We start from the raw sequence: 16,068 nt of genomic DNA on the forward strand, positions 1-16,068 counted from the left end.
ATTTTTGTTCGCTTTGCAGTCTGCTGCGATCGCATTTAACTGATTACTTATGATATCATATCCGGTAAATCACTTCCGAGAGAAGCGTAGTTAAGGAGTTGTCCGATGGCTGAAAGCGAAATTTATAGTGTTGTTCTTTTTCGGGAGCTGAGTGTGCAAGCAATTTCAAAACTCTTGGTGGCGATCGCGACGACTCTTCTGAGCACAGTTGTAACTGCAACCCAAGCCTACGCAGTTCCCGTAACCTACGATTTCACCATCACTGTTACTAAAGGCGGGTTAGCGGGCAATTCATTCGACGGTTCTTTCAGCTACGATGATGCCAAATTGAAGGGAACGGGAGTGGAAGAATTGGGAATTACTGAGGGATTAACGACTTGCCTAAATTACCTGGGACGCACTTATCGCGAAACCGATGATACCAGTTATCCTACCTTTCCCACACTCAGATTTGAGAATGGCAAGATCACGCAACTAAACTTCTGGATTCAGCCGAATAAGCGAGTTAATTGGTGGAATTTACCTGGATGGGAAGTCAAGCTGTCTGAGCCTAAAAGGAGCGGTTCAACTGTTCCCCATTGTCAAAAACGGTGAGAGGTAGCCAAGCTGCGAGCGACCGTAAAAATATAGAAGGAAAATGTAAGCAATCGGTCGTCATAATCATGAAGAAATCAGTCACGTAATCTGCGCTGATTTTCCAGCCCTCTCCGACTTTCTGGCAGAGAAACCGTTGGTTATGGGAAAGGAACGCATCACATTAGATGCAACTGCCTACGGTTACATTGGTAATTTCCTGCAGCCATGCTAGGAAGGTGCACTCGTCACTCATCTGCTGGGGCGCTCGACTTTTTGCGATCGCTAAGAACGGATGGATCAACTATTGTTTAAAAAAACTGCCCAGGCACTCTTCCCTCTGCGTCAAGAGTGCCTCTGCGGTTGACGATTTTTAATAACTATTTCCCATCCAACCTGGGGACTTCTTGCAAAAAACTGCCGCTCAACATTAATTCAGTCATCCGGTCTAACTTGCCGCTGAGTTTTAATTTTTTATCTGTTTGAAAGCGCTCGATATCTGCTTTTAAATCGCCCCTATTATATCCTAATTTACTCAAATAGTCCCTAGCTTTTTTGTCACTTAACCAGATATCCGCAGAACGAAAAATCGGCACGTATTCCTCGCGCCAAATCTGGGCAAAAGTTGCCCTATCTAAATAGAAAATCCTGCCCCGCGCCGGGTCTCCAATTGCAGCAATACTGTCATTCATTCCCAGCAAAGCCACAGCGTGCGGTAGCTTCCGAGGGCCGTCAAACAGCCAAACTGCTAGCACTCCGGGGCGATTAATTTGCTGAATTTGCTCCCAAGTCGGCGCCAGTTCGATCGCATTTACGCCCAAAGCTCTGGCTGCTACAATTATTTGTGGCATAGAAGTTCCCAAGCGACTCGTCCCGGCAAAACGCGCTACACTCGATTCCGTCGCATCGATTCCCCAACGCCTTAACACTGTTGCCAAAGCCGCCGGCGCGCAACTGCTGTTAGATGTTTGTCGAAATACACCGTTTGGCTGCAAATTATCTATTAAATCAGCATAAATTGGCGCCATAAAATAGTTTTCAGCGCTGGTAAATCCTGCCAATCCCAAGCAACCAATTAAGATTACCGCGATTACTTGCGATCGCGCTGTCAACCAACTTATACTAAACCCAATACCGCAGACTCCCATCAACATCACTCGTAGCAAAGTCCAAGTAACTTGCATCCCGTGAAAGCGCCACTCGATCGGCAAAGCGGGCATTTGAGGCAGATTTAGAGCCAGTAGCAGCAAAGCAATATAAAAACCCAAAAACAGCAGGGCGATCGAATTTCTGCCCTTAAACAAATCATTAGCCGTCACTCCAGATCGAACTAACACCCGCCCGAACCGCATTCCCCAGACAAACAGCACCGAACCCAGCACCAGCGTCACTACTATTTCCATGAACTCAAAATTTTGTTGCTTAACTAGGTTGTAACATTTATGTGATCGACTTGAAGCCCAATCAATAGTGGGAGAGAAGAAGAGTGGGGGAGAGAATTTGACGATGTTTGGGTTTCGTTCTTCCATTTCCCGCTACAATCGAATAAACACGATTTATCCAAAATCGAAGCAGGCAAAACAACCCTTAATCCTCAAGGCTTGACCTGCATAGCTTGCTCCCTATTAAGTTTTTTCAGGTTTTTCTTAATGAGTCTGAGTCAATGGTTGAGAATCGGATAATTCAGCTACCTAACCCAACAGGAGATCTTGCCAGGTGGGCCAACTTAAAGCTGAGAAACCGGAGGCTAATCGGATATGCCGTTCCCCTTGCTTTGAAGGCGATTAATTTGTTTGTTTTTTAAATATAGGAAAAATTTAAGATGATTAACTTCAAAGCCCCAAAATTAAGAGAGCGTATCCTGTGGGGATATTCCATACCGATTTTGCTTTCAGTTGGAGCAGCTACTTTAGTTTTTTTTAATGCTAAAGAAGTAGAAGGAAAAGGAAAACTGCTAAATAATTCTCATGCTGTTGTTATAGATTTGAAAGAGCAACAGCTAGGATTTGCAGGTATGCAAAAATCTGCTCGTGGGTATTTTTTGGCAAAAGATAGTACTTTCTTAACTGAATACAATCAAGCGGTAAACAGCTTTGACCACTTCTATCAGGATTTACTCAAGCGGGTTCAAAACCCACAGCAGCGCCAGCGGCTGGATAAAATGAATGTCTTACAAAATCAGATAGACAAAGGCTATAAACAAGCCTTTTCTTTGGTTGACCAAGGTAAGAAAGACGAGGGAATTAACTTATGGAAGAGCCAACTTGTACCAAAGCTTCGTCAGGTTGATGCTATAGCTAAGGAGTTTCAAAGCACCGAGGAAAGTGTTTTAGTCGATCAAGAAAAAAAACAGATTCAAGCTTTGCAGTTCCTGAGTACAGTGGTGATTTTAAGCACTGCTTTAGCTGCACTTACGGCAATTGCGATCGCTCTGTGGATTGCTTCCGGCATTGCAGAGACACTGAATCAGTCCGTCACTATGATTGTTAGTTCTTCCACAGAGATTGCTGCCACAGTTGAACAGCAAGAACGCACAGCCGCACAGCAATCTAGTTCTGTAAATCAAACTACAATCACAATGGATGAGTTGGGCGCTGCTTCCCAACAATCAGCCCAGCAAGCCCAAGCTGGTGCTGAATCTGCACGGCAAGCTTTACAGATAACTGAAAAGGGAACCCTAGCAGTGGAGCAAACACTGGAATCGATGATAATTTTGAAAGAAAATGTCGGGGCGATCGCGACACAAATTCTGCGATTGAGTGAACAAACCCATCAGATTGGCAATATCTCTACTGATGTCACAGATTTAGCCAATCAAACAAATATGCTGGCACTGAATGCCTCAGTAGAAGCAGTCCGGGCGGGCGAAAACGCCAAAGGTTTTACTGTCATAGCCACAGAAATCCGCAAACTAGCAGATAAAAGTAAGAAATCAGCCGAGAAAATTAACCGCCTAGTCGAGGATATCAAGAATGCGATAAATTCCACTGTAACGGTGACAAAGGAAGGTACTAAAACAGTAGAAGAAGGAACCAAAATTAGTCAAGAAACAGCAGCAGCTTTCTCGGAAGTAGCAAATGCTGTTAACAATGTGGTATTGAACAATCAACAAATTTCTCTAACTGCTCAACAACAAGCAGTTGCTATTAAACAAGTAGTGGAGGCGATGAACAGCCTCAACCTAGCAGCAAAAGAAACCGCTAGTGGTATTACTCAAACCAAAGTAGGGACTCAACAATTGAACGATGCAGCCCAAAATCTCAATTCAATTGTCTAAAGGGTGCTCAGTGTTTTGGGCTAGCAGACTAGCACTTGATAGCATTGAGTCATGAATTGATCAGGCAGCCCTCCCAGCTTGTCAAACCTCTGGCCTCCAAGTAAAAACGATCGCAGGCAATGGCATCGCGAAGGCCAGGGCGATCGAATTTCTGCCCTTAAACAAATCCTCTTCTGTAACGGACGATCGAACTAACACCGCAATTAGCTTCATTCTCCCAGTCAACAGCGGAGAATCGATGACAATTCGGTGTGGGAATTGTCGTGGCGGTGATTTGGCCGATCATCTTTGCTAATTCTCCGTTTATCAATCGCATATTTGAGACTGCTCCGATGAATCTGGAGCAGTGGTTGATTTGTTTCGGCGTAGCGCTGCCCGCGATCGGTGTTGCTCTCTGGGTCAACCGCTTTGATCCACCGAACTAATCGAACTTGTAGGTACTGTGATCGATTAGTAATTTCGGGTGTTTAGAAACCGGGTTTCTTGAAGAAACCCGGTTTCTCTGCTCCGCTCCCAAAAGTCCCCCTACATATTTGACAAAAAATCCTGTTTTTTGTGGCGAATGATGAATAACAAGGAGAAGTGGAATTTTGCCAAATCGAGGGGTTAGCAATGGGAAAGCGAAGTGAGAGTTTTGAGGCAGTCCAGAAGTCAACTGTAAGAATTAAGGACAAAGATGGAAAAACTTACGGGACTGGCTTTTTTGTCAGCCGTGAGGCACATCTGCTGACTTGCGCCCATGTGGTACGAGATGCTGGTGGTTGGAAAAATGTGCGAGTTATGGATCAACCTGTGACTTGTCTTTATGAAGGAGATCCAGAGCGAGATGATTTTTCGCTTCTACAGGTTGAAGATGCTGTGGTTGTCGCTGCTGAATTCGGAAAAGATTTTGACCCTGGTGATGAGTTTCTAAGCTTTGGTTTCTCTAATGAGGAATTCTATGGAGCTCCGATCCGAGGAGAGATTACTGCCTTTGCTCGCTGTGGCGCACTAGGCGACCAAAAGCTAATTCGCTTAGAAACCTTCTCTGATGCTCAACGTATTGAAGGCGGTCAAAGTGGTGCGCCTGTATTTGTTTATCAACAAGGCAAATATAAAGTCATTGGATTAATTGTAGCTTCTGAAGACTTGAATGGTGGATTAGCAATCCCATCTTCCACTTTGATCGCTCGGAGTAAAATCCTGTCTAAAATAAGGCCCCTAAATATCATAAAATTTGCGCTTTACTCGAGCGGTGTTTTAACCCTAATAACTTTGGCAATGTTTTGGGTAAAGCTTTTCTTGCAAAATAGTAACTTTGTGTTTTTTTTAGGAAAATGCTCTCCTTATCGAGTTACAGAACTCGTATCGGATATTGATTCAGATACAAAAGACGGCAATATCGATAGCGCATTATTTAAAGCCGATCAAGCGATCGAGGAATGTAAAGACGATAGCTTAATAATTGCTAAAAGCCAAATTTTACTTCAAAAAAAAGATTACGAACAAGTGATTAATACTGTGCAAAAAATAACATCAAATTCTCAGTCGCCACACAGAGTAAAAGCAATATATAATTTAGGAATTGCCTATTCTAACCTTAATGATTGCGAAAAGGCGCTCCAAGAATTTGAAAAAATCCAAGATAATAGAGAATTGACTATCAAAGTTTACTACAATATGGGCGGGTGTTTTTCTGACTTACAAAAATGGAATGAGGCTATACTTAAGTTGCAATATGTGGCAGAAACAGCGAAAAAAATTGCAGTAAATAGTCGCCGCGAACGAACGGGTTCATTTATATACTATCAGGAATCCGTCAAGTTACTAGCAGATATATATGCGACCCTAGTTTATGAAAATCAAGGTACTTCAAAAGAGGGGAATTATTTAGACAGTTTTATCCAATATTATGGGGAGTTTCTAGAAGAAACGATCGAACCTAACCGAAAAAAAGCTGTGCTAGATAATAACAATTCTTATGTACTGGCTCGAAATGTAAATTCCAGCAAGATTTACACCTATATTTATCAAACAAAAGAATTTAAAATCTTGCTGTGCAACCTCTATAAGAAAAACAGTTACGCAGTTCCTGAGAATCTCAAAAATATCTGCTCGCAGACAAGCGATACCACATCCGGGTTAGGCCTCCCCTTGATAAATCATCCGTTTGAAGCCAGAGTCTATGCGATCGAGAGCGAGCATGAACAATGACAATAACGGGGGTGGTAAATTCGGATTTGTATGATACCAAATCCAAGTTTACTACCCCCTTTATTTGTTTTTATGTCATTGTTCGTTGTGTTTTTCAAGTTGCAAGGTTTCTGCGATTGCTTCGCTCCTCTCGAAATGACAAAATAAAGGGGTGACTAACCCGGATTTGATATGAAAGGGAGAAGTATCGAATTAGTTTGTACAAGAGATACTTTCTCTGTCAGCAAGCCGTTTATAATACTTAGCCCCAAAAAAAAAATCTCACCTTACCAGCACCGTTAGTTAAAATTGTTGTAGGTATTCATGAATCTTTTCAATCCTTTGAAATAGTTTTACAGGTTCTTGATCTTTAATGCGGCAGCATCCTCCTTGTTCGGGAGTTATGGTTTTATCACAATTTGGTGAGCGATCGCAATTCTTTGACTGTAAATACAATTTTTCAGTAACATTCAACGTTATGTTGTTCAGCTTCCTCTTAAGTCCCTCAATCTGTCCGCTGTCAGTGAAATCTCGATTGTCTGTTCGGCTTTCTAGGAAGCTTCTTTTAGCTGTTTTTACTCTTTCAATGTCTGATTCTAACGAATCTAAATTAGCGTTAAAATCCTCATTTGTTCGCATCTGCGAGATATTAGGGACGGCAGGTGGCTGGAACTTCCAATTAACCTTCACTTTGAAGCTTGCTTGTCCAGAAGCTTGCATAATTACAGCATTTCCACTGGCTGTGAATCCCACATTAAATTCAACTTCTGCACTGTCTGCAGTCAGTGGTTGATTCAATTCTTGCCAAACATCTACAAACGTTTGACAAGTCGGCATTACTGCTTGCCGAATCATCCGTTTCAAATCGTCTGCTGTCAGCTTGTCAGCAACTCCACTATCCTTTGAAGTTTGTTTAATACCGCTTTGGCTTCCAGTTGGTATTACTTCAATATAGATTTGATTCCCCTCGTCATCCTCGATCGGTACAAAACTAGCCATCGTACTACCCTCTTGCTATCCTAACGTTGCTAAATTATTTCCATAATATGTATCTTCAAAGAAATGAACGTTGCGTCCGGACAAATCGCCAGCCAAATATATGTAATGTTTCCGTCCTCTCCTGGGGAATTAGGTAATGAAAGTTGCAGTTTAGGGAACGAATACGTTGCTAAACAGGAATTATTTCTGTATTGTAGGCTACAATTAACTGCTACATTAAAAAAACTCGACATATATTAACAAAGTAAATGTGCGAGGGTGGCGATATTTTTCGCTTATTGACAATTGATTTGAAGAAACCCCGATCGCCCTTCGCTACAACCTTTACCCACCAAGCCTTGGTTTTAACCAGTTTTGATAAGCCAACCGGAGCGCCCTTCCCAACGGCTCCTTATCGCTAGCCCACTCCTAAAAGATTTACTTATCAATCAATTTTAATAATTGTTTCATAATTTCCGCAAGAGTACGGTAAGCTAATAACGAAGCCAAGGAAACGTGGGGCTCGCAAAAAGTGAGTTCACACAACTCGGCCGATCGAAATATCGATATTAATCAAAAAAGTCAAATCTGCAGGGATAGTTTAAAGACTTATACTAGCGATAAATCTTTTGCTCCCTCCTGCCAACCTGCGCTCCAAACAGTTAGCTAAACCCAATTAGCGAACAGAAAAAAAGCGCCTTGATAAACTTCAGTGATGTCGTTACAGAAGATTATGAATTGCAGCGAGGCTAGGCTATGACCAAATTTTCGGAAAATTTTTCCCGGCGTAAATTTATCGTTACAGCAGGTGCATCTGCTGTCAGTTCTATACTGCTCAAAGGCTGTTTGGGAAATCCCCCAGAACCCGGTGCAACTGCCGGTGCTGGCGGCGCAATACCCGCGGCTACCTCAGTAATGGCTGTTGCCAACGAGAAAAGAGTCGAAGGAATTGAAAGCACTAAAATTACATTGGGATATATCCCGATCGTCGAATCAGCACCATTAATTATTGCCCAAGAAAAAGGCTTCTTTGCCAAATACGGCATGGTAGATGTCAAAGTCGCTAAGCAAGCCAACTGGGGCTCGGCCAGAGATAACGTAGAAATCGGCTCTGCAGGCGGCGGAATTGACGGCGGCCAGTGGCAAATGCCGATGCCTTATCAAATTAGTAAAGGTCTGATCACCAAAAACAGCGTCCAAATCCCGATGTATGTTCTGGCCCAGTTGAACACTCAGGGAAATGGAATTGCGATCGCGGCCAAACACCAAGGCAAAGGCCTCGGACTTAAACTAGATCAAGCGGCCCAAGACTACATCAAAGGCCTCAAACAAGCAGGCACGCCCTTCAAAGCAGCCTACACTTTTCCCAAAGCCAATCAAGACTTGTGGATTCGCTACTGGCTAGCAGCTAACGGCATCGATCCCGACACAGAAGCCGAGTTGCTAACAGTACCGTCAGCGCAAACCGTAGCCAACATGAAAACCGGAAGCATGGACGGTTTCAGCACCGGCGACCCCTGGCCACTGCGGATTGTCAAAGAAAACATCGGCTTCATGTCCGCCCTGACTGCCGAAATCTGGAAAAATCACCCCGAGGAATATCTAGCCATTCGCAGCGACTGGGTAGACAAACACCCGAAAGCCACCGAAGCTTTGCTAGCAGGACTGATTGAAGCACAGCAGTGGTGCGACAAACGAGAAAATCGTGCCGAATTGGTCGCCATTGTTTCCGGCAAAAACTTCTTTGACGTAGATCCGACAGTTTTAATACCTCCCTATGAAGGCAAGTACGTCATGGCCGACGGCAAACCAGACATCAACGACTTCAAGAGCAGTCCGCTGTACTGGAAAGACGACCTCGGCAACGTTTCCTATCCCTACAAGAGCCACGATTTGTGGTTCTTAACCGAAAGCGTGCGCTGGGGTTTCTTGCCAACTAACACCTTGGCAGATTCTAAGACAATTATCGATAAAGTCAACCGCGAAGATTTGTGGAAAGCCGCAGCCAAATTAGCCGGAGTTTCTGAGGGTGACATTCCTACAAAATCCACTCGCGGTGTTGAGAAGTTCTTTGACGGTAAAGAATTCAACCCTGAAAATCCCGAAACTTACCTTAAGAGTTTGGCAATTAAAAAAGCGTGATGGGGTCGATCGCTTCCCATAACTTAGTCTGGAAAAAAACAGCAGAAACATAGGAGATTAGCAAGATGGCTGTCAGCATGAATCGGAGAAGGGGAGTCGATGCCCAAGGAGCGCTGGGCGAGTTTTGGAAAAAGAATTCGTCAAATATATTGCCGCCAATTTTAGGACTTTTAGGGTTTCTGTTAGTTTGGCAATTCCTGTCGGGTACAGGAATCATCAAGTTGCCACCCCCAACTAGCGTTTGGACTGACGAACGGACGCGGATTTTGTTGATGTATCCTTTCATGAACTCCAAAACCTACGGAGTCGGCTTATTTTGGCAGACTTTGGCTAGTTTGGAACGGGTAGCAAAAGGCTACACTCTCGCGGCCGCTGTGGGCATTAGCATGGGAGTTGTGGTAGGTACGAATCCCTTCCTAAACAAGGCTTTAGACCCGATTTTCCAGTTTTTGCGGATGGTGGCACCTTTGGCTTGGGTACCCATTGCCCTGGCGGCACTGCAACAAAACGAACCTGCTGCTTTGTTCGTAATTTTTATTACCTCAGTTTGGCCGATTTTGATCAACACGGCTGAAGGTGTCCGCCAAATTCCCGACGATTACAACAACGTGGCGAAAGTGCTGCAACTTTCTCGGAAGGAATATTATCTCAATATTTTGTTCCCGTCGGCGCTGCCTTATATCTTTACCGGATTGAGAATTGCGATCGGTTTGGCTTGGCTGGCGATTATTGCAGCGGAAATTGTGATGTCTGGGATTACGGGTATCGGCTTCTTTATTTGGAATGCTTACCAGCAAAACTACATCAGCGAAATTTTGTTAGCTGTAGTCTACATCGGGGCTGTTGGTTTGTTGCTCGATCGCATGATGGCTTGGTTGCAGCAAAAGATTGCTCCTTCTCAAGGAAAGTAGCTAATTAGATATGTTGACTGTTACTCGTTCCCAGCCTCTGCCCATTGGTGACAACAAACACGTCAAACGTAATACCAGTCTGCTGTTTGATGATTAGGCCAAGATCCCCCCTAACCCCCCTTAAGAAGGGGGGAACCGGAAATGGATCAAAGTCCCCCTTCTTAAGGGGGATTTAGGGGGATCGAGATTCGATTAAAAGCGACATTATCTATAGCCTTTCTCAGTAACATGAGGTGTTCTTGGGCATTGGGCAAACAGGGCATTGGAAGAGTACCTTACTTTCCTGAGAACCGCTATAGAAAAATAACAAACCTACAAAAAAGGCAAGAAAATCATGTCTGTTTTGATTGCAGTAGAACAAGTCGGAAAAGTATTTAATTTAACAGACGGCGGCACATACATAGCCCTCAAAGGCATCGACTTAGAAATTAAAAAAGGCGAATTTATCTCCTTAATCGGACACTCCGGTTGCGGTAAATCTACCTTACTAAATATGGTCGCAGGTTTGGATCTGCCCACAGAAGGATTGGTGACGATCGACGGACAAAGAATCACCCAGCCAGGCCCCGATCGCATGGTAGTATTCCAAAACTATTCGCTGCTACCTTGGCGGACGGTCAGAGAAAACATTACTCTAGCTGTAGACTCGGTGATGAGTGGCTTACCCAAAGCCGAACGCCTCGAAATCATTCAAAAACACATCGATATGGTGGGCTTAACTCCCCACGCAGAGAAACAGCCTGCATTGCTATCAGGCGGACAAAAACAGCGCGTGGCGATCGCCCGTGCTCTGGCCCTGCGCCCCAAACTGTTACTCTTAGACGAACCCTTCGGCGCTTTGGATGCTTTGACTCGCGGCAACTTGCAAGAAAAGTTGATGGAAATTTGCCAAGAGTACGAAATCAGCGCCCTGATGGTAACGCACGATGTGGATGAGGCCGTGTTGCTGAGCGATCGCATCGTCATGCTCACCAACGGCCCAGAATCGAAGATTGGCGGGATTCTCGACGTAGACATCCCCCGCCCCCGCAAACGGATGGAAGTCGTCTCCCACCCCAGCTACTACGCTCTACGTAGCGAAATGATTTACTTCCTCAACCAGCAGAAGCGGGTGAAAAAACTGCGGGCGCGGAAAGTACCCGCGATCGCCCGCCACGGCCTAGAAAAAGTCAACCTCGAACTCGGCTTTATCCCCCTAGCCGCCTGCGCTCCCCTAGCCGTCGCCAAAGAAAAAGGCTTGTTTGCCAAACACGGACTCGATGAAGTCCACCTCGTGCGGGAAACAAGCTGGCGCGGCATCGTAGATGGCATCGCCGCCGGTTACTTAGACGCAGCCCAAATGCCCTCTGGGATGGCGATGTGGTTGAGCTTGGGAGGCCACCAAGAGAAGCCGATTCCGACGGTTACAGCCCTCACCATGAGCCGCAATGGCAACGGAATTACCCTCGCGAGGCGCTTTTACGACCAAGGGATCTACACTCTGGCCGACTTTAAAAAAATGCTCCAGAGAACGCCCGCGCAAACGCACCGTATGGCGATCGTGCACCCTTCTTCCATGCACAACCTGCTGCTGCGTTACTGGCTGGCTTCCGGTGGCATTGACCCGGATCGCGATGTGTTGCTGAAAAATATCCCACCGGCTCAGATGATCGTTGACTTGCAGGGCGGCACTATTGACGGTTTCTGCGTCGGCGAACCTTGGAACTTGCGGGCCTCGATGGAAGGAGTCGGCTTTACGGTGGCGACAGATTTGGAACTGTGGCCCGGACACCCCGCGAAAATTCTGGGGGTTCGGGAAGACTGGGCAAATGCTTATCCCAACACTCACATTGCTTTAGTCAAAGCTTTGCTCGAAGCTTGCCACTATTGCGCCGATCCAAATCACGCCGCCGAGGTTTCGGAAATTGTCGCGGGACGGGAGTACGTCGCTACTGATAAGAGTTTCATCCAACTCGGCGATCCGAAATCTAATGCCTGCAACCTGACTTCTCCGATGCGGGAATACGCCCACCACTTGTTCTCTGGAGATGGGGTGAACCGCCCAAGCCGCACCGAACAACTCTGGCACATGGTGCAGATGGCGCGCTGGGGCGATACTGTGTTCCCCCGCAACTGGGTGGAAATTCTGGAGCGGGTGGTGCGAGTCGGTGCGTTCAGCACGGCGGCGCGAGAGCTGGGGATGGCTGATATTACTTACACTCGCGGTTCTCTCAGCTTGTTTGACGGCTCGGTGTTTAATGCTGACGATCCGATCGGCTATCTCAACAATCTGGCGATAAAACGCGATTTCACGATGGCGGAAGTTGTACTCGATTCCGGCCGCAGAGCTGCTTAGAGCGGTTTTTAGTTGGATAAAAACAGGGTAATTGCTAATTGTTAGTTGTTGCTTTTTAGCTGTTAATTGCTAGTGATCAATTCCCTCTTCATGACCTCCGTTACATCCGTTAAATCCCGTACATTGCTCGTTGCCGAACTTCCTTCTTTATTTGCGAATCACCCACTCACAATTTCCTAAACCCATGCTCAACACCACTACAAACCAGACGAACACCAAAACTCCTATCCAGCGGGGAAAAGGCCGCCGCCAACCTTTTTTGGTGATTGACAATGTTTACAAAGAATATCCAAACGGTTACAGAGCTTTAGAAAACGTCAATCTGAATGTAGCTGAGGGAGAGTTTATTGCTCTGATCGGACACTCGGGCTGCGGCAAATCAACACTGTTAAATATGGTGTCGGGTTTTAGCCATCCGAGCCAGGGTACGGTGTCGATTAACGGAGAGCGGATTACGAAGCCGGGCCCCGATCGCATGGTGGTGTTTCAGGGTTACGCTTTGCTGCCTTGGCGGACGGTGTTTGAAAATGTTTATATAGCTGTTAATGCTGTATTTCCGAATAAGTCGAAGGTCGAAAAAAATGCGATCGTCAATGAGCATTTGGCGATGGTGGGATTGACGGAAGCTGCCCAGAAAAGACCGCCACAAATTTCGGGGGGGATGAAACAGCGGGTTTCGATCGCCCGCGCCTTGGCAATTCGCCCGAAAGTGCTGATTTTAGACGAACCTTTTGGTGCTCTGGACGCAATTACTAAGGAGGAATTGCAAGAAGAGTTGCTGAAAATCTGGAACGATCACCGCTGTACGGTGTTGATGATTACTCACGATATTGACGAAGCGCTGTTTTTGGCCGATCGACTGGTGATGATGACTAATGGCCCGTCGGCGACAATTGGCGAAGTTTTGGAGATTCCGTTTCCGCGTCCGCGCGATCGGGTTCAAATGATGGAAGATCCAGAATACTACAATTTGCGGAACTACGCCCTAGATTTCCTGTTCCGTCGTTTTGCACACGATCACGATGCCTAATCGGTTGGCCAATCAAAGTTAAAGAGGAGAATTATGAGACTTCTCGAAAAATTTTAATTCTTGTGCGGAGTAGGGGGTTGAGCATCCTGCCGGCCCAAGACGAGCTTTTTTGCAGAAGTCTATTGAAAAGTTGAAGCCCCAGTGTTCCCCGATTTCAGGGGAACATCCCTACGGGCGCAATTTTCCCGATCCGGTTGGGTAAACTGAAGCTTAATGGTGGGCGATAAGTTTTTTCGGACGTTCGGATCTTTTTCCGATATTTTACGTCTACCAGCCAAGAGACCCGATTGCCTAGCTGTCGGTAAGCTGGCATGAACTTAGCCCACCTTCGATCGAGGGTGGGCTTCTTCTTCATGTTATTAACAGTTTTTGGGCGATCGGTGGTTGGTGCATTCCACCCTTGGAACTGGCACACTGCGGGAACGTCGATCGGTGTTTCATGGATTAAGGCTGTTGTCAATATAGCGGTTTTCAGTTGAGTGAAGTACAGATATCGGGTAGGGAAACGGTTTAGCCTAAGTCCGGGGCGGGGCTCAGTGACTTTTAACAATTGGTATTACTCAGGTTTGCACGGAAAACTCCTCTGGCTCCATTCCCCAATTTACCCAGCGAATTGCCTCAAGAGCCGTTAGCGAAGCCCTCGAAGAGGATCGCACATCAGGCGGCACTCGCAAAGCGTGAATAAATCCCGTACTTGGACAAGTCATTTTTAACAAATAAACTGGCTTTGCATTACCCACCTGATCAAAATCATCGTCAAACTCGATGCTTAATAGAGTGTATTCCTGCCAACTATCTAATTCTGTCACCGCTAATTCTTGACAAATGCGATCGTAACCAATTCCCTGAATTAAGGCGCGCCGAATTTCTGCATTCTGTTCCTTCAACACCCACTTAGACTGCCACTCGTGCGGGTGCAGCCTACCGTACCATTCAGGTAAAATCACGCCGTGATAGGCGTAAATCGAAACACCGTCGGCAAATTGTACCGCTGGTGTTCCTTCGGCGTGCAAGCGGTGGTTGCTGTCAACGGAAAGTGCGATCGGCTTTTCACAGACAATGCAAACTTTGTCATAGGGATAAATCAAGCCGCAATCCCGGACAATCGATTGAAAAACTATCCAATTTCTGGCGTAGGAATGAGGTAAATTTAGAACCGAAATGCAGAAATCTAATAAACTGCCAGAAGCAGCCCACAATACTGGTTGAATGCAATTACTGAATAGTTCTCTTCCTAATCTTTGCCAGTAAAAGTCTCGACTCGGCTCATTGAACACCTCTTCCGGTGGCAATTGGCTTGCTATGAAGCCAGCTAAATAATTGCGGTGTGCCTCCCACATTTGCGTTTGCAGTTGAGTATAAAGTCGAGCTGAAAGTTGAGTTTGCAGTTGGCTTTGCAGTTCGATTTCTAGTTGGCTTCCCAAATAACGTCGCAGTTGTTTTTCTAGCTGGCTGCGAAGTTTTCTCTCAAATTCGCTCCGCAGTTCGCTGCTGGGATTGTCAACTCGACTGAGGATTATATCAGCAGCTTCGTAGGGGCGATCAACAAAAATGATTTCCGGTGCTTTTTTGCCGATCGCACTGTATGCCGATTTTATTGTTTCCGCAGCTTGCGAGCGATTTATCGGCCCAGTGGAAAGCGATATCGCTCTCCACTTTTCCCGATAAACTGGAATCAAAGCTGCTTGTTCAGGCGTTAGTTTTTTAACCTTAGTCTGCGACATACCTCCAACCTTGCGGCTCATATTCCCGCTGAATTCGCACCATCCAATTACCTTCGGGAATTGCGATCGCATGGTGTTCTTCGTGACTCAATAAAGCTGTCGGTGAAAGCACCCGCAAGTACAGAGTCCCGTCTTTTTCGTACAGTTCAGCTTGTCCCTCAATAATCTGGTGAGAATGTCCGGTGACTTCACCTTCGGCGAGAGTTAGGTGAGGTTTTTTTTCTCCTTCGATTTGCTGTACGGGGGTGAGAATTACGTCGCCTTGTCGGATGGGTTGCATAGGTTTTTTCTCAATTTTGTTTGCTGGTGTCGATCGATCGAGCTTTTCTACCGCAACTTTATACTACATTTGTAATACATGGCTGTCAAGAGCCACAAACCAAATTCCATAACTCTTTGCTGCACTGACAGACGTTATCTTGGAAGGTGAAAGTGCGATCGCAGACAGAAATGCTACAGTAGATGTTAGTTTCGATAAAGTTTTAGGTTTGAATGCCTACCTACGCGCAGCTAGAGGGTTTGTATCGAATCAGTTATTACTTGACATATTTGGCATTGCAACCTATTCACCTCGTCTGTGTTGACGAGAGAAGCAAAAACTTGTTCGTATTGGCTGGATATGACGAGGAAATTGAGATTGAAATTGCTCCAAATGGAGAGGTATTTTAATGAGCCAAGTAGATTATACTGCAATGTCTGATCGAGAATTAAAGCGTTATTTTCTTAAAAATCGCGGGGATAAAGCAGCACTGCAAGCCTACTTAGACAGGCGGAAAAAGCGCTCGAATTTAATCATAACTAAAGTGGGAGATTCGGATTTCGATACTAAGATTGAGGCAGCCATTCGCCAGCAAATGAAAGAATATAAAGGTTAGTCTTGTATCCTAACAATATATTTATAAATGCGGGAGCGATCGCCCAAGCCA

General features: G+C 45.6%; 17 protein-coding genes. 11 read left to right on the forward strand and 6 right to left on the reverse strand.

The genetic code is table 11. The features are described 5' to 3' along the window. Positions 1-153: 153 nt before the first annotated feature. Positions 154-594, forward strand: a complete 441-nt coding sequence (locus QT996_RS09525) for a hypothetical protein (protein WP_333046110.1) — start codon at positions 154-156, stop codon at positions 592-594. A gap of 88 nt (positions 595-682) precedes the next feature. Then, positions 683-808, forward strand: coding sequence for a glutathione S-transferase C-terminal domain-containing protein (locus tag QT996_RS28620; protein ID WP_445304558.1), 126 nt, complete (start codon positions 683-685; stop codon positions 806-808). A 145-nt stretch (positions 809-953) separates the two neighbouring features. On the opposite strand, the gene QT996_RS09530 is transcribed toward QT996_RS28620, so the two are convergent. After that, positions 954-1,976: a cysteine peptidase family C39 domain-containing protein gene (locus tag QT996_RS09530; RefSeq protein WP_333046111.1), complete on the reverse strand. Its 1,023-nt coding sequence runs from the start codon at positions 1,974-1,976 to the stop codon at positions 954-956. 419 nt (positions 1,977-2,395) lie between these two features. Between QT996_RS09530 and QT996_RS09535 the strand changes: the two genes are divergently transcribed. After that, the gene (locus tag QT996_RS09535) at positions 2,396-3,850 is read left to right on the forward strand and encodes a methyl-accepting chemotaxis protein (RefSeq protein ID WP_333046113.1); all 1,455 of its coding nucleotides are present in this window, start codon (positions 2,396-2,398) and stop codon (positions 3,848-3,850) included. A gap of 81 nt (positions 3,851-3,931) precedes the next feature. Here QT996_RS09535 and QT996_RS09540 read toward each other — a convergent pair whose 3' ends face one another. Then, on the reverse strand, positions 3,932-4,063 hold the full coding sequence (locus QT996_RS09540) for a hypothetical protein (RefSeq protein ID WP_333046116.1): 132 nt from the start codon (positions 4,061-4,063) through the stop codon (positions 3,932-3,934). A 38-nt stretch (positions 4,064-4,101) separates the two neighbouring features. Between QT996_RS09540 and QT996_RS09545 the strand changes: the two genes are divergently transcribed. Both QT996_RS09545 and QT996_RS09550 read left to right on the forward strand, forming a co-directional pair. Further along, a complete protein-coding gene (locus QT996_RS09545; RefSeq protein WP_333046118.1) occupies positions 4,102-4,275 on the forward strand; it encodes a cation transporting ATPase C-terminal domain-containing protein in 174 nt (57 codons plus the stop codon). A 187-nt stretch (positions 4,276-4,462) separates the two neighbouring features. Further along, positions 4,463-6,043, forward strand: coding sequence for a tetratricopeptide repeat-containing serine protease family protein (locus QT996_RS09550; RefSeq protein WP_333046121.1), 1,581 nt, complete (start codon positions 4,463-4,465; stop codon positions 6,041-6,043). Between the two features lie 282 nt (positions 6,044-6,325). On the opposite strand, the gene QT996_RS09555 is transcribed toward QT996_RS09550, so the two are convergent. After that, on the reverse strand, positions 6,326-7,021 hold the full coding sequence (locus tag QT996_RS09555) for a CU044_2847 family protein (RefSeq protein ID WP_333046124.1): 696 nt from the start codon (positions 7,019-7,021) through the stop codon (positions 6,326-6,328). Between the two features lie 735 nt (positions 7,022-7,756). On the opposite strand from QT996_RS09555, the gene QT996_RS09560 reads away from it, so the two are divergent. From QT996_RS09560 to QT996_RS09575, 4 genes are all read left to right on the forward strand, one after another. Next, positions 7,757-9,142, forward strand: coding sequence for a CmpA/NrtA family ABC transporter substrate-binding protein (locus QT996_RS09560; RefSeq protein WP_333046127.1), 1,386 nt, complete (start codon positions 7,757-7,759; stop codon positions 9,140-9,142). Positions 9,143-9,207: 65 nt separating this feature from the next. Then, positions 9,208-10,053 carry a nitrate ABC transporter permease gene (gene ntrB / locus QT996_RS09565; RefSeq protein ID WP_333046130.1) on the forward strand — a complete coding sequence of 282 codons (846 nt, stop codon included), beginning with the start codon at positions 9,208-9,210 and terminating at the stop codon, positions 10,051-10,053. A gap of 334 nt (positions 10,054-10,387) precedes the next feature. After that, positions 10,388-12,388, forward strand: coding sequence for a nitrate ABC transporter ATP-binding protein (locus tag QT996_RS09570; protein WP_333046133.1), 2,001 nt, complete (start codon positions 10,388-10,390; stop codon positions 12,386-12,388). A 184-nt stretch (positions 12,389-12,572) separates the two neighbouring features. Next, positions 12,573-13,418, forward strand: coding sequence for a nitrate ABC transporter ATP-binding protein (locus QT996_RS09575; protein ID WP_333046135.1), 846 nt, complete (start codon positions 12,573-12,575; stop codon positions 13,416-13,418). A 154-nt stretch (positions 13,419-13,572) separates the two neighbouring features. Here the strand turns inward: QT996_RS09575 and QT996_RS09580 are convergent, their stop codons facing one another. The 3 genes from QT996_RS09580 to QT996_RS09590 form a co-directional block, all read right to left on the reverse strand. Beyond that, positions 13,573-13,878 (reverse strand): hypothetical protein, encoded by a 306-nt coding sequence (locus QT996_RS09580; protein WP_333046138.1) that lies wholly within the window; start codon positions 13,876-13,878, stop codon positions 13,573-13,575. Between the two features lie 100 nt (positions 13,879-13,978). Then, entirely contained in the window at positions 13,979-15,142 is a 1,164-nt protein-coding gene (locus QT996_RS09585; RefSeq protein WP_333046140.1) for a DUF6745 domain-containing protein, read from the reverse strand. Then, complete coding sequence (locus QT996_RS09590; RefSeq protein WP_333046142.1) at positions 15,129-15,422, reverse strand: hypothetical protein; 294 nt, start codon at positions 15,420-15,422, stop codon at positions 15,129-15,131. The genes QT996_RS09585 and QT996_RS09590 overlap by 14 nt, the downstream gene beginning before the upstream one ends. Positions 15,423-15,634: 212 nt before the next feature. On the opposite strand from QT996_RS09590, the gene QT996_RS09595 reads away from it, so the two are divergent. Together QT996_RS09595 and QT996_RS09600 are read left to right on the forward strand one after the other, a co-directional pair. Further along, entirely contained in the window at positions 15,635-15,811 is a 177-nt protein-coding gene (locus QT996_RS09595) for a DUF6888 family protein (RefSeq protein ID WP_333046144.1), read from the forward strand. Continuing rightward, positions 15,811-16,017 carry a DUF6887 family protein gene (locus tag QT996_RS09600; RefSeq protein WP_333046145.1) on the forward strand — a complete coding sequence of 69 codons (207 nt, stop codon included), beginning with the start codon at positions 15,811-15,813 and terminating at the stop codon, positions 16,015-16,017. Before QT996_RS09595 ends, QT996_RS09600 begins: the two co-directional genes overlap by 1 nt. Positions 16,018-16,068 lie beyond the last annotated feature (51 nt).

This window comes from Microcoleus sp. S13C4 (assembly GCF_036700865.1).
Classification (GTDB): domain Bacteria; phylum Cyanobacteriota; class Cyanobacteriia; order Cyanobacteriales; family Microcoleaceae; genus Microcoleus.

Excerpts from the sequence above, each read along its gene's own strand:
- ntrB (WP_333046130.1), top strand. The coding sequence starts at position 9,208 with ATGGCTGTCAGCATGAATCGGAGAAGGGGAGTCGATGCCCAAGGAGCG.
- QT996_RS09590 (WP_333046142.1), bottom strand. The coding sequence starts at position 15,422 with ATGCAACCCATCCGACAAGGCGACGTAATTCTCACCCCCGTACAGCAA.
- QT996_RS09530 (WP_333046111.1), bottom strand. The coding sequence starts at position 1,976 with ATGGAAATAGTAGTGACGCTGGTGCTGGGTTCGGTGCTGTTTGTCTGG.
- QT996_RS09575 (WP_333046135.1), top strand. The coding sequence starts at position 12,573 with ATGCTCAACACCACTACAAACCAGACGAACACCAAAACTCCTATCCAG.
- QT996_RS09550 (WP_333046121.1), top strand. The coding sequence starts at position 4,463 with ATGGGAAAGCGAAGTGAGAGTTTTGAGGCAGTCCAGAAGTCAACTGTA.
- QT996_RS09595 (WP_333046144.1), top strand. The coding sequence starts at position 15,635 with ATGCCTACCTACGCGCAGCTAGAGGGTTTGTATCGAATCAGTTATTAC.
- QT996_RS09540 (WP_333046116.1), bottom strand. The coding sequence starts at position 4,063 with ATGAAGCTAATTGCGGTGTTAGTTCGATCGTCCGTTACAGAAGAGGAT.
- QT996_RS09555 (WP_333046124.1), bottom strand. The coding sequence starts at position 7,021 with ATGGCTAGTTTTGTACCGATCGAGGATGACGAGGGGAATCAAATCTAT.
- QT996_RS09535 (WP_333046113.1), top strand. The coding sequence starts at position 2,396 with ATGATTAACTTCAAAGCCCCAAAATTAAGAGAGCGTATCCTGTGGGGA.
- QT996_RS09600 (WP_333046145.1), top strand. The coding sequence starts at position 15,811 with ATGAGCCAAGTAGATTATACTGCAATGTCTGATCGAGAATTAAAGCGT.
- QT996_RS09585 (WP_333046140.1), bottom strand. The coding sequence starts at position 15,142 with ATGTCGCAGACTAAGGTTAAAAAACTAACGCCTGAACAAGCAGCTTTG.
- QT996_RS09560 (WP_333046127.1), top strand. The coding sequence starts at position 7,757 with ATGACCAAATTTTCGGAAAATTTTTCCCGGCGTAAATTTATCGTTACA.
- QT996_RS09570 (WP_333046133.1), top strand. The coding sequence starts at position 10,388 with ATGTCTGTTTTGATTGCAGTAGAACAAGTCGGAAAAGTATTTAATTTA.